This is a genomic window from Solemya pervernicosa gill symbiont, from assembly GCF_002020875.1.
Taxonomy (GTDB): Bacteria; Pseudomonadota; Gammaproteobacteria.
This window is the reverse complement of record NZ_MPRL01000012.1, coordinates 40,224-54,067: the sequence shown is the minus strand read 5'-3', so window position 1 is coordinate 54,067 and position 13,844 is coordinate 40,224. Positions and strand designations below refer to the sequence as shown.

Annotated in this window: 16 protein-coding genes and 1 pseudogene; 5 read left to right on the top strand and 12 right to left on the bottom strand. The window is 54.8% G+C overall.

Annotation, left to right across the window (positions count from 1 at the left end; genetic code table 11):
* Nucleotides 1–177 precede the first annotated feature (177 nt).
* The 9 genes from BOW52_RS04650 to BOW52_RS04610 form a co-directional block, all read right to left on the bottom strand.
* Nucleotides 178–411, bottom strand: coding sequence for a sulfurtransferase TusA family protein (locus BOW52_RS04650; protein ID WP_078482925.1), 234 nt, complete (start codon nucleotides 409–411; stop codon nucleotides 178–180).
* Nucleotides 412–427: 16 nt separating this feature from the next.
* On the bottom strand, nucleotides 428–934 hold the full coding sequence (locus tag BOW52_RS04645; RefSeq protein ID WP_330359758.1) for a DsrE/DsrF/DrsH-like family protein: 507 nt from the start codon (nucleotides 932–934) through the stop codon (nucleotides 428–430).
* A gap of 371 nt (nucleotides 935–1,305) precedes the next feature.
* A complete protein-coding gene (locus tag BOW52_RS04640; protein WP_078482924.1) occupies nucleotides 1,306–3,516 on the bottom strand; it encodes a PAS domain S-box protein in 2,211 nt (736 codons plus the stop codon).
* A complete protein-coding gene (locus BOW52_RS04635) occupies nucleotides 3,468–3,833 on the bottom strand; it encodes a hypothetical protein (protein ID WP_078482923.1) in 366 nt (121 codons plus the stop codon). Before BOW52_RS04635 ends, BOW52_RS04640 begins: the two co-directional genes overlap by 49 nt.
* An 8-nt stretch (nucleotides 3,834–3,841) precedes the next feature.
* Nucleotides 3,842–4,819: an ABC transporter substrate-binding protein gene (locus BOW52_RS04630; RefSeq protein WP_135622031.1), complete on the bottom strand. Its 978-nt coding sequence runs from the start codon at nucleotides 4,817–4,819 to the stop codon at nucleotides 3,842–3,844.
* A 161-nt stretch (nucleotides 4,820–4,980) separates the two neighbouring features.
* Nucleotides 4,981–6,066, bottom strand: coding sequence for an HD domain-containing phosphohydrolase (locus BOW52_RS04625; RefSeq protein ID WP_078482921.1), 1,086 nt, complete (start codon nucleotides 6,064–6,066; stop codon nucleotides 4,981–4,983).
* A gap of 101 nt (nucleotides 6,067–6,167) precedes the next feature.
* The gene (locus BOW52_RS04620; protein ID WP_078482920.1) at nucleotides 6,168–6,596 is read right to left on the bottom strand and encodes a rhodanese-like domain-containing protein; all 429 of its coding nucleotides are present in this window, start codon (nucleotides 6,594–6,596) and stop codon (nucleotides 6,168–6,170) included.
* A gap of 35 nt (nucleotides 6,597–6,631) precedes the next feature.
* Nucleotides 6,632–7,078: an NfeD family protein gene (locus BOW52_RS04615; protein WP_078482919.1), complete on the bottom strand. Its 447-nt coding sequence runs from the start codon at nucleotides 7,076–7,078 to the stop codon at nucleotides 6,632–6,634.
* Between the two features lie 3 nt (nucleotides 7,079–7,081).
* Nucleotides 7,082–8,005: an SPFH domain-containing protein gene (locus BOW52_RS04610; RefSeq protein WP_078482918.1), complete on the bottom strand. Its 924-nt coding sequence runs from the start codon at nucleotides 8,003–8,005 to the stop codon at nucleotides 7,082–7,084.
* Between the two features lie 89 nt (nucleotides 8,006–8,094).
* Between BOW52_RS04610 and BOW52_RS04605 the strand changes: the two genes are divergently transcribed.
* The 3 genes from BOW52_RS04605 to BOW52_RS04595 are packed head-to-tail and all read left to right on the top strand — an operon-like array spanning nucleotide 8,095 to nucleotide 10,340.
* The gene (locus BOW52_RS04605) at nucleotides 8,095–8,838 is read left to right on the top strand and encodes an ATP-binding protein (RefSeq protein ID WP_078482917.1); all 744 of its coding nucleotides are present in this window, start codon (nucleotides 8,095–8,097) and stop codon (nucleotides 8,836–8,838) included.
* Nucleotides 8,839–8,844: 6 nt separating this feature from the next.
* A complete protein-coding gene (locus tag BOW52_RS04600; protein WP_078482916.1) occupies nucleotides 8,845–9,735 on the top strand; it encodes a lysophospholipid acyltransferase family protein in 891 nt (296 codons plus the stop codon).
* A gap of 20 nt (nucleotides 9,736–9,755) precedes the next feature.
* Entirely contained in the window at nucleotides 9,756–10,340 is a 585-nt protein-coding gene (locus BOW52_RS04595; RefSeq protein ID WP_078482915.1) for a GNAT family N-acetyltransferase, read from the top strand.
* A 5-nt stretch (nucleotides 10,341–10,345) separates the two neighbouring features.
* Here BOW52_RS04595 and BOW52_RS04590 read toward each other — a convergent pair whose 3' ends face one another.
* Nucleotides 10,346–10,972 carry a TetR/AcrR family transcriptional regulator gene (locus BOW52_RS04590; RefSeq protein ID WP_078482914.1) on the bottom strand — a complete coding sequence of 209 codons (627 nt, stop codon included), beginning with the start codon at nucleotides 10,970–10,972 and terminating at the stop codon, nucleotides 10,346–10,348.
* A 267-nt stretch (nucleotides 10,973–11,239) separates the two neighbouring features.
* Between BOW52_RS04590 and BOW52_RS04585 the strand changes: the two are divergent.
* Nucleotides 11,240–12,160: pseudogene (locus tag BOW52_RS04585) on the top strand (homocysteine S-methyltransferase family protein).
* Nucleotides 12,161–12,237: 77 nt separating this feature from the next.
* Nucleotides 12,238–13,005 (top strand): sulfotransferase, encoded by a 768-nt coding sequence (locus BOW52_RS04580; RefSeq protein WP_172840157.1) that lies wholly within the window; start codon nucleotides 12,238–12,240, stop codon nucleotides 13,003–13,005.
* A gap of 13 nt (nucleotides 13,006–13,018) precedes the next feature.
* Here the strand turns inward: BOW52_RS04580 and BOW52_RS04575 are convergent, their stop codons facing one another.
* A complete protein-coding gene (locus tag BOW52_RS04575) occupies nucleotides 13,019–13,339 on the bottom strand; it encodes a tetratricopeptide repeat protein (protein ID WP_078482912.1) in 321 nt (106 codons plus the stop codon).
* A 51-nt stretch (nucleotides 13,340–13,390) separates the two neighbouring features.
* Nucleotides 13,391–13,843, bottom strand: a complete 453-nt coding sequence (locus BOW52_RS04570) for a C-GCAxxG-C-C family protein (protein ID WP_078482911.1) — start codon at nucleotides 13,841–13,843, stop codon at nucleotides 13,391–13,393.
* Between the last annotated feature and the right edge of the window lies 1 nt (nucleotide 13,844).

Genomic DNA, 13,844 nt, shown 5'->3' with positions numbered 1-13,844 from the left:
CGGGGCGCCGTAGGCATAAACGGTCGCGTTAAGTATTTGCCGCTTGCTTGGGCTTGGATGCCCAAAACAAGCTTCCGCAAAAATAGCGACTCCCCGACCACTTTCTGCAGCGCCTCAAGCGCGTGGCTACCGACAAAGCCGCTAGCCCCCATGACCAATACACGCCTTGCCACTCGCCTACCCCTTCTTCACCAGGAAGGCGAAGGCACCACTCTCTTCAGCCGTCTCAATCAACTCATTACCGGTCTGGGTACAGAACGCCTCCATATCCTTTACCGAACCGGGGTCGGTTGCGACCATCTTCACCACATCACCGCTCTCAACACTGCCCATCGCCTTTTTCATGCGCAGAATGGGTAGTGGACAGTTAAGTCCTCGGGCATCAACTTCCTGTGCAACTGCATGACTCATTACGCTCTCCTTATTGCTAGATAAACAGCCCGACATCGGCCTTGGCGGCCACGGGCAGAAATGAGGTGGCACCAATCCAGTCGCTCACCTCGGGGATAAACTCGTTCTGGTCATATCCGAACAGATCGACCGTCATCTGGCAGGCGACCAGCTTCACCTCAGACTCAACGCAGATGTCACGCAGCTCACCAACCGTTGCAACACCTTTGTTCTCCAGTGTTTTGCCAAACAGCCCCTTGGTCATGCCCTCAAATCCGGGCATGTTGTTCATCACCATATTGGGCAACTTCCAGTTGATACGCTGGAACCAGTCAGGTCCGACCGGCATCTTCATCGGCATCGCTGGATTGCCTATCGGTGTGACGTTGAGATCGAGATCGCGCTTGAGCAGCTCCAGACCGTAGAAGGTGAAAAAGATCGAGACATCCCACCCGAGTGCTGCGGTGGTAGAGGCGAGGATGAAGGGGGGGATAGGCCATATCGAGCGTGCCCTTGGTGGCGATGATTGCCAGTGAGGGGACATGGGCTGCCTCCCGCTCCGCCATTCGCTGATCAAACGCCTCACTGAACCAGCGATCGAAGGTCTTACGATCGAGTGATGCGATATCCGATTTAACCTGCTGCTCTGCCATCGCCATGGTGACCACCTCCTGAACCCGCCATAAGTAAGACAACTGTCTTATTTGTTATTAAATAAATAATACAGCCGTCTTACTATGTCAAGGATGGTGATGTGTGGTAGAGGAAAACAAAGTCGTACAGATCATATTAACCAACGATATTCTCGTTGGTTAATAAAGAGTTAAAAGTGAATATTCGCAGTGATAATGCGCCGACAGATGATAACCATCGACTATCAAGACGGGCGAGAAATGTCCGCGTGGGTAGAGATTATTATGTGGTGGGAAGGCCCGAGATTGGCAGCTCGATCCAGAAGGTGCTGCCTTCACCTTCACGACTGACAAAACCCAATGATCCACCCATCGCCTGGGCCAGGTTGTCAGAGATCATCAGGCCGATGCCGCTCCCCTCGATCTGACTCCCCTCCTGACCCAGGCGGTTGAAGGCCTCAAACATCTCGCTCTGATGACCCTCGGCTATACCGATACCACTATCGGTAACGCTGATGCGGACCCGATCCTCTATGAGGCCACAGCTCAATTCAATGCTGCCATTTTCACGGTTATATTTAGCCGCGTTGCTGAGCAGATTGAGCACCACCTGTTTGATGCGTGTGTAGTCACCATAGAATTTAAACTCTTCACAGACAGTGACATTACAGCCGAGGCTGAGCGATTTCTGCTCCACCAGCGGCTGCATCAGCTTACGGCACTCCTCAAACAGCACCTGTAGATTGACCTCTTCACAGCTCAGTGCGAAACGACCCGACTCGATTCGTGCGATATCGAGTACCTCATTGATCAACTCCAGCAGATGGTTGCCGGCCATCAGAATCTCCTGGATGCTATCACGCTGATCCTCACCCAGCTCCTCATCGACCTCGAGCAGCTGTGCAAATCCGAGCACGGCGTTCATCGGTGTGCGCAGTTCATGACTCATGCGCGAGAGAAACTCCGATTTGGCACGGTTGGCCTGCTCCGCTTCATTCTTGGCCTGCTGCAACTGCTCAGTACGCAGATCGACGCGCCGCTCTAGCTCATCGTGCGAATCGCGCAGCGCCTGCTCCATCGCCTTACGCAGGGTGATATCACGCAGCATCCCCTCCATGCCGATCACTTCGCCCTGCTCATTGGTCCGGCGCTGGAGATTGAGCGAAACCCAGACCTTCTTCTCATCTTTGCGCTGGAACTGCATCTCGAAGTCGTGCACCACACCCTCTTTTCGCAGCTTCTCCAGCATACGCGTGCGATCACCTGGGTCGACATAGAAGCCGCTTGTCTCTCGGCCCACCACCTCCTCAACCTCATAGCCGAGCAGATCGATTATTGCCTGTGACACCCGCTCGACCACACCGTTGAGATCGGTACGAATAAAGGTGTCAGACATGTTTTCGAGAATGGCACGCTGATCCGCCTCAGAACTCGTCAGTGCATGCTCTGCCCTCTTGCGTTGGGTGATATCCTCAACCGTCGACCAGATGTATCGCTGATCGTCATCTTCGATAATGAGCCCATTCAACAGAACCGGCACGCGGTGACCATCGGCGTGGATGTACTCCTTCTCATAGGGCCCATAGCGACCACTCTGCTCGAGACAGGCAAACTGCTGCTTCTCCTGATCCATATACTCGACCGGCGTGATGTCCATATAATTGATCTTCATTACCTCATCGACTGAACGACCGATTATCTTTGCATAGGCCTCATTCACATCGACGAGCTGGCCATCCATCGTGGCCAGCGCCAGGCCAATCGGCGTCTCCTCAAACAGGGTGCGGTTGTAGCGCTCACTCTTCTCCAGTGCCAGCTCACGACTCTCTCGTTCGATGATCTCGCCATTGAGTTCTTCAAGCGTCTCTCGCAGATCACGTGTCATGCCGTTAAAGGCAGCGGCCAGCTCGCCAAGCTCATCGTGGCTACCGACCTCAGCGGTGGCATAGAGATCACCGCCTCTGATTTCACGCGCCGTTACGGTCAACCTTTCAATCGGTGTAAAGATACTGCGCAGACCGTAGAAGGCCATATAGAGCGCGATCACCAACGTCACCACGATGATGGCAACCACCACGGCAACGGTCCTGATGGCTGGACGCATCGCCTCATCAAAGGCGATTTCGTTAACTATATGAAAGTGAGTAGCACCGATGTTGATCGGCTCAGCAGTCAGCACGGCATTCACGCCATTGATGCCACGTCCGACACCACTCTCGTGTTCGATATCGAAGTAGGTTTCACGCAGCACCACCGAGGGGTTCGGGTGCGCCAACACGCGATTATCTTGATCGAGTAGATAGACAATATTCTGCTCACCCTTACTCTCGGCAAGAATCTCACCCCACAGCCCTTTCAATCGCAGCTCAGCAACAAATGCACTGTGCACTTCGCCACTGCGAAGATCGATCTGTGGAACAATCATATTAAGGATCGGCTCACCGGTTAGCGGCTCGAAGAAGACACGTCCAAAGCCGATCTCTTTGCTGGCCATGGCGGCGAGGAACTCTGGCGTCTCTCTCGCACCATCAGCTCGGTCATATACTCGCGCTGCGTTGTGGCAGGAAGTTTATTAAAGGCCTGGAAACGGCTCAGCTCCTGAACTTCTCTTGAGGCATCGTTAAGAAAGGCGTTGACCTTGGCCGCCACGACACCGACTTCTCGCTGCTGATTGGCTAATACCCGATCGAGCTGCGTGTTGTAGCTGTACCAACCAAGCAGAAGCCCCGCTATTGTCAGAGGCACAATCGAGATCGCCAGCAACGACAGGGTCAGGTGTTTACGCAGTGAATCTCTTATTGCTTCAGCCATCTGCGTCGTTACCTGATGATCTCATCCATCTGCCGTAACATCGCATCTGAAACCTCAAGCCCGATAGCATTCACACTCTTCATATTGAGGAAGGTGTAATTTTCTGCCGTCTCCACAGGGAGATTACCTACTGCCGTCCCCTTGAGAACCTCAGCTACCAGGCGTGCCGCCTGCCTGCCAATACGACGATGTTCGAAGCCATAGCAGAAGAGCGCACCCTGGTCGACCTGTTGTTTGCTCGGTGCGGCTAGTGGTATTCCACGCGCCTCTGCGGCGGCAGCAAAGAGTGCGACATTGGCCTCGATACGGCTATCTCGTGGCAGGAATATTCCATCGATGTTCGCCGGCATCTGCGTAAGTAGTTTTTCAATACTGGCTCCTGGCATGGCACTCAGAGCAAACGTGTCTACCCGTTTAGCCTTGGCAACTTCACGAATCTGCCTGAGCGTCACCTCAGCACTCGGATCACCCTCGGTATAGGGGATGTAGATCTTGCGCATTGATGGCTTGAGTTTGAGCAGCCATTCAAAGCGTTTGCCGTCACTGGTCGCAAGACGAATACCGGTGACATTGCCACCCGGCTGTTTGTAGTCGGCAACGATGCCGCTGGCGACCGGATCGTTGACGGGCGCAAAGATGACAGGAATATTGCGTGGCGCTGCCTGCTTCTGCGTGGCAAGGGTGCCCGGTGTGCTGGTTGAGACAATCACATCGGGATCGGCCGCGATTACCTGTGCCACCCGTTTATCCAGCTGATCGGCCGAGGTAACGATCTCACGCCCGACAAACTCGACATTATCCCCCTCACGGTAGCCGTAGCGCTCCAGCCCCTCAATGAGACCAGCGGCAGTTTCACTGTTGATTGCAGTGAAAAGGATCAGTCCAACCCGGACAGTTCGCTTCTCATTCGTATCCTGTAGCGTATACATCGCAGCAGCCGCCACGACGATAGATAGAACAACGATTAAAGAGAGTTTCTTGAGCAAGGGTGTGGCCTCATTCCTATTAAGATCACTCTGAAAATATTTCAACAAAAGATAATGTGCTCATATGAGCCTCCGCACATCATAAAGGTCTACGGCTATTCTTGACCAATCTGCACTGTAATAGTTTGTTACAAGATATCCGGCATGGCGCGTTTTTAGCGTTACTCACCGTTATCGCGAAAGCGGTGACAGATCATCTTAAACTCCCCGGCATGCTGCTTCACCACCTCAGCGCACTGTGGATCGAACTGCCGACCCGACTGTTCAGCGATATAGTCAACCGCGGTCTCATACGCCCAAGCCTTTTTATAGGGACGTTCGGTGGTCAGTGCATCAAGCACATCGGCCACCGCCACAATTCGTCCCTCGATCGGAATATCCTCTCCGACGAGACCGGCCGGATAGCCGCTACCGTCATACTTCTCGTGGTGACAGGCGATGATGTTGCGAGCGATATCGAGGTGTTCCAGATGTCCCAGATCGAACTCAGAGATAATCGAATCGATGATGCCGCGCCCCTTGATCACATGCTCTTTGACCTGCTCAAACTCATCGGCCGTTAACTTATCCGGTTTCAACAGAACGCTGTCAGAGACACCGATCTTGCCGATGTCATGCAGCGGTGCGTATTGCAGTACCAGTTCAGCAAACTCGTCACTCAATCCCAAAGGCTCGGCCAACTTCTGCGCAATCAGGTGTGAATAGTGCGACATGCGCTGGATATGCGCGGCGGTCTCCTCATCACGATGGTGGGTGAGGTGTTTTGCGGTGTTGATCGCACCACGCAGGGTATGGATCGGAGCAAATTCGTTGATCAGGATCGCGCCGATCAGTTCAGAGTAGATTGCCAGGCTGTTGATGATCAGATCGGCAAAGTAGTTCGGTTTATCGGCATCAAAGAAGAGAAAACCGAGCAGCTGTTCGTGGCTGAAGAGCGGTACGGTATAGCTGGAGCGAAAGCCTGATTTGAGTAGCCACTGACTGTGTTTCGATTTTGAGGAGGCGAAAACCTCAAGATCCTCAACGACCCGACGCTCACGTGTATCGGCCAGCTGTTTTAACGAGGGCACCTCGGAGAGTTTCATGCTGTAACGCGAGAGTGGATCGACGCTATCAGTGCTGTTGACGAAGGTCTTGAGTAGATCGGTCTTGTCATCGTAGATGGCAACTGCGATGCGACAGAGGTGCGGCCAAGCGTCACGCAGTCCGCCGTGGAGCTGCACAACCTTCTCTCCGATGTAGTCCATGCTTAATACCCTTTTTATTCTTAGCGTACCCGGATCTTCCCTGCATGCTGGAGTAGTTTTCTCTATATGTTCTCTATTCTATCGCGCCTAACTAACACTAACTAACACTGCTCCCAGGGCAGCCCATCAAAGCGCCACCCCCCCAGGGTGCTGCGCCGATGGTTCTCGTCTCGTTCTCCCTCAAAACCATCAAGTACGTTATAGACTTCGTTGAAACCCGCCTCAATCAGGGCATTACCCGCATCCACAGAGCGCTTGCCACTGCGACAGATGAGGATCACCGGTGCGCAGCCTGCGTCACCGTCACAGATGATGCCTCCCAGCATCAACTCACGCACCAGGCGCACAAAGTTAGGATTAACCACCCAGTCGGGTTCATCGATCCACGGGATATGCACCGCCCCCTTGGGGTGGCCGACAAAGAGAAACTCCATGTTGGAGCGCACATCGACCAGAATCGCGCGCGGTTCCTGCTCAATCAGCTCGAACGCCGCCTTGGGGGTCAGGTGTTGTAGCTCATAATCAGCCATGGTGAATCTCCACTACACTTCGGATCGCCATAGATTTAGCGTAGTTCAACCTTGAGCACGACATTGTCGACACCAACCACCTCTACCTTGCTGCCCGCCTCACAATCGGTACCCTCGATCTTCCAGATGGTGTCATCGACCTTGACCTTTCCTGTGCCATTCAGAATCGGCTCCTCCAGGGTAAAGATGCGGCCGACGTACTGGTGTCCACGGCGGTTGAGGTTGGGCTGATCGGTCTGCTCTGGGCTCTGTTTGAACCAGGCACGCCACACCAGCACGCTACTAACCGAGAGAATGGCAAAGATCAGTACCTGATACTCCCAGCCGGTCGAGGGGGCAACCAGTACCAGCAGACCCACCACAGCGGCCGAAATACCCATCCACATGAAGAAGGTACCGGGTGCAAATATCTCGAGAATCACCAGCACCACGGCCAGAATCCACCAATGCCAGTGGTCGAGGCCCTGCAGTAGCTCGCCCATTAGTTAAACTCCCGTCTTGTTGAAGGCCTGTTTGGCCAGCTCACCGATACCACCGATGGCACCGATCACACCGGAGGCCTCAAGCGGCATCAATACCAGCTTCTCATTCGGTGCCGAGGCGATATTCTGCAACGCCTCCACATACTTGGTAGCAACAAAATAGTTGATGGCGTTGATGTCACCCTTGGCAATCGCCTGGGAGACCATATCGGTCGCCTTCGCCTCGGCCTCGGCCAGACGCTCGCGTGCCTCCGCCTCACGGAAGGCGGCCTCTTTTTCACCCTCCGCCTCAAGGATCGCACTCTGTTTCTCACCTTCAGCCTTGAGAATGGCCGCCTGACGGAAACCCTCAGCCTCAAGGATATTGGCGCGCTTCTCGCGCTCCGCCTTCATCTGGCGGGCCATCGCATCGACCAGGTCGCGTGGCGGCGAAATATCCTTGATCTCAATACGGGTCACCTTCACACCCCAGGGGGTGGTGGCATCATCGACCACATTGAGCAGCTGTGCGTTGATCTCATCTCGCTTGGAGAGCAGCTCATCGAGATCCATTGACCCCATCACGGTACGGATATTGGTCATGGTGAGATTGAGGATCGCCAGCTCCAGCTGATTGACCTCGTAGGCGGCCTTGGCCGCATCGACCACCTGGAAGAAGACCACGCCATCAACAGTGACCATGGCGTTATCCCTGGTGATGACCTCCTGCGAGGGCACATCCATCACCCGCTCCATCACATTCATCTTCGAGCCGATCTTGTCGATCACCGGCACAATGAACTTAAGGCCCGGGTACAGCGTGCCGGTATAACGACCAAAACGCTCCACGGTGTACTGCATCCCCTGCGGCACCGTTTTGACGCCCATGAATATCAGCACTACACCCATTACAAGCAGGAACAACACAAACGAGGCAAATCCTTCCATCACACTCTCCTAGTTATCGACTCTGATTATTCTTGAATAAGAGCGTAACACCTGCACCGCTCCGCTGTGAATCACGATAGAATCGCAACATGACTATTAAGATCAAACCACCCAAGGGACTGCTACGTCCCGTCGGTCGCGCTATCGGCGACTACACCATGATTCGTGAGGGCGACCGGGTAATGCTCGGCCTCTCTGGTGGCAAGGATTCACTCTCGCTACTGCATATCCTGATCCATCTGCAGCGTCACGCTCCGATCCACTTCGATCTCGCTGCGGTAACTGTAGACCCCCAGCACGAGAGCTTCGACCCCTCACCGCTAAAGGCATACCTGGCCGAACTGGGCATCCCCTACTTCTATATCTCACAGCCAATCGCCGAGGAGGCGATGACCCATCAGGATGAACCAAAGTTCTCTTACTGCGCCTACTGCTCACGCATGAAACGCGGCATTCTCTACACCACGCTGCGTAACGAGGGTTACAACGTGCTGGCGCTGGCACAGCACCTTGACGATCTGGCCGAGAGCTTCCTGATGTCCGCCTTCTATCGCGGCCAGCTGCGCACCATGAAGGCCCACTACCTCAACGATGCGGGTGATGTGCGTATTATCCGCCCGCTGGTCTACGCCCGTGAGCGTCAGACCGCCGAATTTGCGCGTGAGGCTGAGCTGCCGGTGATCTTCGAGAACTGTCCCGCCTGCTTTGAGAAGCCGACCGAGCGTTACCATATGAAGAAGTTACTGGCCGGTGAGGAGCAGCACAACAAACAGCTGTTCAAGACCATGCTGGCAGCGATGCGTCCGCTGATGGATGAGAACATGCCCGAGTAATCAGCCATGCGTTCCCTACTCGCCACTCTCTTTTTCCGTCTGATCAGCCTGCTGCCGCTACGCCTCAACTATGCGCTCGGCGGCTTCATCGGCTGGTGGATGGCGGTCATCCCCAACAATCTGCGCCACATCACCCGCATCAACATCGCACTCTGCTATCCCGACATGCCATCCAGCGAACAGGCTGCACTGGTTCGAGCCAGTCTTAAATCGACGGCACGAACCGCCATCGAGGCAGGACCGATGTGGCTCTGGTCGAGTGAGCGGGCACTAAAGACACTGGTCGAGGTAGAGGGCGAATCGATACTCAACGCCGCCGTCGAACGTGGCAAGGGCATTATCCTCGCCCTGCCGCACCTCGGCTGCTGGGAGATGGTCGGGCTCTACGGCGCCGATCGTATGCCGATGACCTCCCTCTACCGTCCACTGCGTCTCGACGGTCTCGACCAATTGGTTCGTAGCGGACGTGAACGCAACGGCGCCACCCTGGTACCCACCGATGCCAGCGGTATCCGTTCGCTCTACCAGGCGCTCAAACGCGGTGAGCTGATCGCCATCCTGCCCGATCAGGAGCCCGCCGATGGCGGTAGCGGCACCTTCGCCCCCTTCTTCGATATTGAAACCAACACCACCACCCTGCTCTCGCGACTGGCTGCCAAATCAGAAGCCACGGTTCTATTCAGCTTCGCTGAACGTTTACCGAAAGGTGGTGGTTATCGGCTACACTTTCTAGATGCTCCCAGAGGGATTGCAGAGCGAGATCAACGCCTCGCTGCAACGGCAATCAACCAGGGTGTTGAAACGTGTATCGCGCGAGCGCCCACCCAGTACCAATGGGCCTATAAACGATTCCGCAGTCGACCCAAGGGCGAACCAAAACTCTATAAAAAAAATTAAAAATAGGGAGACGATTACCGATGGAACTTGAGATACGTACTGCACAGCAGTACGACTGCTTTGCTATTGCCGAACTGGCATTGATGGCCGGCGAGGGCATTCCTGCCCACTTCTGGGAGAGCGGCCGCACCGGCGATGAACCGATCGAGGCGGTCGGCGCACGAAATGCAGCCAGCGAAGATGAGAACTTCTCCTATCGTAACGCCCACCTCGCCCTCATCGATGGCAAGATTGCCGGTATGCTGCTCGCCTATCGGTTGCCAGCCAGCGAAGAGAGTGACGATCTCAACGAGCTACCCGAGTTTATTCGCCCGCTGGTTGAGCTCGAACAGTGTGTACCGGATAGCTTCTACATCAACATGGTCGCCAGCTATCCCGAGTTTCGAAGTCAGGGTGTCGGCACAGCGCTGATGGGTGTAGTCGATCAGCTCGCCGTCGACGCAGGTTGCGACACCGTCAGTATCGAGGTATTTGACCAGAACGAGGGGGCGTTACGCCTCTATCAACGGCTCGGCTTCGATGTCATCGAGACACGTCCGGTTATTCCCCACCCCTGCCACCCCTATACCGGTAACATCGTACTGCTGACCCGTCCGGTTAACTGATCAGCTCATGAGAGCAGTGAGGCATCGTTAAAGAGCAGTCTCAGATAGGTGCGGTACTGCAACAGCTGTTCGGCCAGCACCGCCTGGGTGGAGAAGACACGTGAAACGACGATACTCCCCTCGATCACGCTGGTGAGCATATCGGCCAGTTCGGTCAGTGAGACCTCGATACGCATCGGATAGCGTGCTGCGATGCGTGCCAGGCGCTCCTCGAACAGCTCCCGCCAACTCAGCATTCCTTCAGCGGTAAGACGCTTGATCTCATCGTCAAATTGCTGGCTCTCGTAGGTGTAGGCGGCGACCAGACAGCCGGGGTGGGCACCCGGCAGATCCTCCATCGCCTGGGCATAGAGCTTGAGGAACAGCAGCATCTGCTGCAGTGGATCCTCACTCAGTGCATCTGCCTTCTCGAAGAGGTTATTGAAGAACTGCTCATCCTGCTGCAGATAACGCTCCAGCAGGTGTCGCGCCAGGTCTCCCTTGCCCTTGAAGTGGTAGAAGAAACCACCCTTGGTGATGTGCGCTCCGTCGATAATCTCGTCAATCGAGGTGGTTGAGAACCCCTTTTGCAGCACGATACATTGCGCTACCTCGAGAATTTTTTCGCGCCGATCCTCACCTCTTGCCGCCATCACCTGCTCCTTAGCCTCGTGTTGACTGTACCGACGGTACAGTTTGCGTGGTCACACGCCATCACACACACCTCATGACCGCCACACATACAATCCTATCTTGCTGATAGATCAAGAGAATATCAGACGAATCGATAAAAGCACCATCAGTTCACTAGTTTTGAAACGGGGTAAAAACTAAATTTATTACCACTGACCAGCCAGCCATTTTCAACCCAGGTCACCCAGGGGTGACAGAGATAACAGAACCCTTACAGGAGTAACACTATGGCTAAATATAGAGATCATCTCCCCCAGCTTGACGGCAACACCTTCCTCACTGATGGCGGCCTTGAGACGACGCTCATCTTTCACGATGACGAGGAACTCCTCTGTTTTGCCGCCTTCGATCTGCTCACCACTGCGGCGGGCGTCGACAAGCTCTATCGCTACTATGACCGCTACTGCAAGATTGCGATTGCTCAGGGGGTAGGCTTTACCTGGCGTGCCAGTCGCGACTGGGGCCAGCAGCTCGGCTACGATGCTGCGGCACTTGATACGCTCAATACGCAGGCGATTTAGATGCTGAGTGATATCCGCGATCAGTATGATGGACACGGATCTACAATGGTCATCAGCGGCTGCATCGGCCCGCGTGGCGACGGTTACGTGGTCGGTGAGGCGATGAGCGTCGCTGAGGCTGAGGCCTACCACCGCTTACAGATCGAGACACTGAGTCGTAGCGATGCCGATATGATCTCCGCCTTCACCATGACCAACAGCGAGGAGGCGATTGGCATTACCCGCGCGGCACGCGCTGCTGGCATCCCCGCCGCGATCTCCTTCACCGTTGAAACCGATGCTCGTCTACCAAGCGGCGAGAGCCTGCAGGGTGCGATCGAACGGGTTGATAGTGAGACCGACAACGGTCCCGTCTACTTCATGATCAACTGCGCCCACCCGAGCCACTTCGATAGCGTGCTCGACGATGCACCCTGGTTACAGCGCATTGTCGTCATACGTGCCAACGCCTCGGTAATGAGCCACGCCGAGCTTGATGAGGCGGAGGAGCTCGATGACGGCAACCCAGATGAACTGGCCCATCAGTATGGAGCGCTTAGCCACAAGCTACCGAATCTCAACGTGGTGGGTGGATGCTGTGGCACCGATCATCGTCATATCGACGCCATTGCCCGAGCCTGCAGCTAAGTTGTCGCTCTTACATCATTCTGGGAAGATGCGGTACTGCGCCTATCGGATGCCTCACTGCTGCCCAACCCAAGATAATGAAAATACTTAAAAAACTGATATTCACACCGCACCGAGCCGTCATCAAACTCGGTTATATCGCATTGAGCCTGGTCGGCCACACCGATTACACACCCTTTATCATTCTCTCCCGTTCTCGTACCGGCTCCAATCTGCTCCGCTATGCACTCCAGTCACATCCCAACATCTACTCCGCTGGCGAAATCTTTATGCACCTTAACGGGAGAGACTACCGTACCGTGCTTAATCGAATCTTCTCCAGACACCCCAGGTTTATACGTGCGGTCGGCTTCAAGCTCTTCTACTACCATCCACACGACGTGGAGGACCCAGGCATTCAACAAACACTGATCGAGAAGAGTCGATTACACGTCATCCATCTGAAGCGCCGCAACATATTGCGCTCAGCAATCTCCCGTAAAATCGCCACCAATAACCAGATATGGGTCACAAGAAAAACGCGTGACGTACTACCTGCCAAAGCGAAGCGAGTGAGCTTCACTCCAGAAGAGATTGAGTCTGAGATCGATAACACACTTCAGGAGATCGGGCAGGGAGACACACGCTTTGGCGACAAGCCAATGCTGACGGTCTACTACGAGGATCTGGTCGCCGATCACGAGGCCATCTTCAGAGAGATCACATCTTTTCTCGGCCTACCCTACGCCAAACCAAGACTCACCCTGAAAAAACAGAACCCAGAGCCGATGAGCGAGCTGGTGGAGAATTTCGATGAACTAAAGGCACACTTTAAGGGGCACCGTCTGGAACACTACTTTGAGTAGCGTACAAACCTCCCTATTGAGCCTTCTGTTTCTGCAGACGCCGGAGAAAAACTTGCATCTCCTTGGCTGCCTGAATATCGCCGCGTTGGTTGGCAATATCGATACCGCGCTGGTAGACCACCGCTGCCGCATCATTTCGCCCGACCTCAACTAACGCCTTACCATAGAGCTTCCATGCCGCTGAATAGTCGGGATCGAGCTCGACAGCACGAGCCAAAGAGGCAATTGCACGGTTGCCATCTCCCGCCTTGAGATAGGCACCGCCGAGGGTAAAGCAGAGCATTGCGCTCTCCTGTCCGGCTGCCACCATCTTTTCGAGTGCTTCTATATCCATAAGCTGAACTTAGTCAGCCATGTGGATGAAAACAACGAAAATCTTGTAGGGTTATTCTTCCTCTGCCTGGTCGATTACCCGCTCGAGAATCTCTACGGCACTCTCAACGATCTCGGGACAGCGCACTATAAATAGCGCCTGATCACGCGCTGCTTCATACCCCTCGGCGGTACCGATGTTACAACCGAGCAGCTCGCGACACTCGGTGGTGCCCCAACGCTGCTCAAACGCCGCGATCAACTCACCCACCGTGTCATAGGTATTCTGCTTCGCGGACTGATCCTCCTTGTGCGTCGCCCCCTTCTCCAGACCGGCCACCATGATCGCACCGGTCAGTGCCCCACAGGTGTTACCGGTTCTACCCATGCCGCCACTAAACCCAGCGGCAATCTTGAAGGCAAGTTCGGGGGCGAGACCGTACTGCTCGGCATAACTGGAGAGGATCGCCTGCGAACAGGAGGTGCCGTTGCAGAACTTCTCAGCGATCTCTTTACACTTACTCATT

Bases quoted from the DNA above. Each gene is read 5' to 3' on its own strand.
- BOW52_RS04650 (WP_078482925.1), bottom strand. From the start codon at position 411: ATGAGTCATGCAGTTGCACAGGAAGTTGATGCCCGAGGACTTAACTGT.
- BOW52_RS04645 (WP_330359758.1), bottom strand. From the start codon at position 934: ATGTCCCCTCACTGGCAATCATCGCCACCAAGGGCACGCTCGATATGG.
- BOW52_RS04640 (WP_078482924.1), bottom strand. From the start codon at position 3,516: ATGGCCAGCAAAGAGATCGGCTTTGGACGTGTCTTCTTCGAGCCGCTA.
- BOW52_RS04635 (WP_078482923.1), bottom strand. From the start codon at position 3,833: ATGGCTGAAGCAATAAGAGATTCACTGCGTAAACACCTGACCCTGTCG.
- BOW52_RS04625 (WP_078482921.1), bottom strand. From the start codon at position 6,066: ATGGACTACATCGGAGAGAAGGTTGTGCAGCTCCACGGCGGACTGCGT.
- BOW52_RS04620 (WP_078482920.1), bottom strand. From the start codon at position 6,596: ATGGCTGATTATGAGCTACAACACCTGACCCCCAAGGCGGCGTTCGAG.
- BOW52_RS04615 (WP_078482919.1), bottom strand. From the start codon at position 7,078: ATGGGCGAGCTACTGCAGGGCCTCGACCACTGGCATTGGTGGATTCTG.
- BOW52_RS04610 (WP_078482918.1), bottom strand. From the start codon at position 8,005: ATGGAAGGATTTGCCTCGTTTGTGTTGTTCCTGCTTGTAATGGGTGTA.
- BOW52_RS04605 (WP_078482917.1), top strand. From the start codon at position 8,095: ATGACTATTAAGATCAAACCACCCAAGGGACTGCTACGTCCCGTCGGT.
- BOW52_RS04600 (WP_078482916.1), top strand. From the start codon at position 8,845: ATGCGTTCCCTACTCGCCACTCTCTTTTTCCGTCTGATCAGCCTGCTG.
- BOW52_RS04595 (WP_078482915.1), top strand. From the start codon at position 9,756: ATGGAACTTGAGATACGTACTGCACAGCAGTACGACTGCTTTGCTATT.
- BOW52_RS04590 (WP_078482914.1), bottom strand. From the start codon at position 10,972: ATGGCGGCAAGAGGTGAGGATCGGCGCGAAAAAATTCTCGAGGTAGCG.
- BOW52_RS04580 (WP_172840157.1), top strand. From the start codon at position 12,238: ATGAAAATACTTAAAAAACTGATATTCACACCGCACCGAGCCGTCATC.
- BOW52_RS04575 (WP_078482912.1), bottom strand. From the start codon at position 13,339: ATGGATATAGAAGCACTCGAAAAGATGGTGGCAGCCGGACAGGAGAGC.
- BOW52_RS04570 (WP_078482911.1), bottom strand. From the start codon at position 13,843: ATGAGTAAGTGTAAAGAGATCGCTGAGAAGTTCTGCAACGGCACCTCC.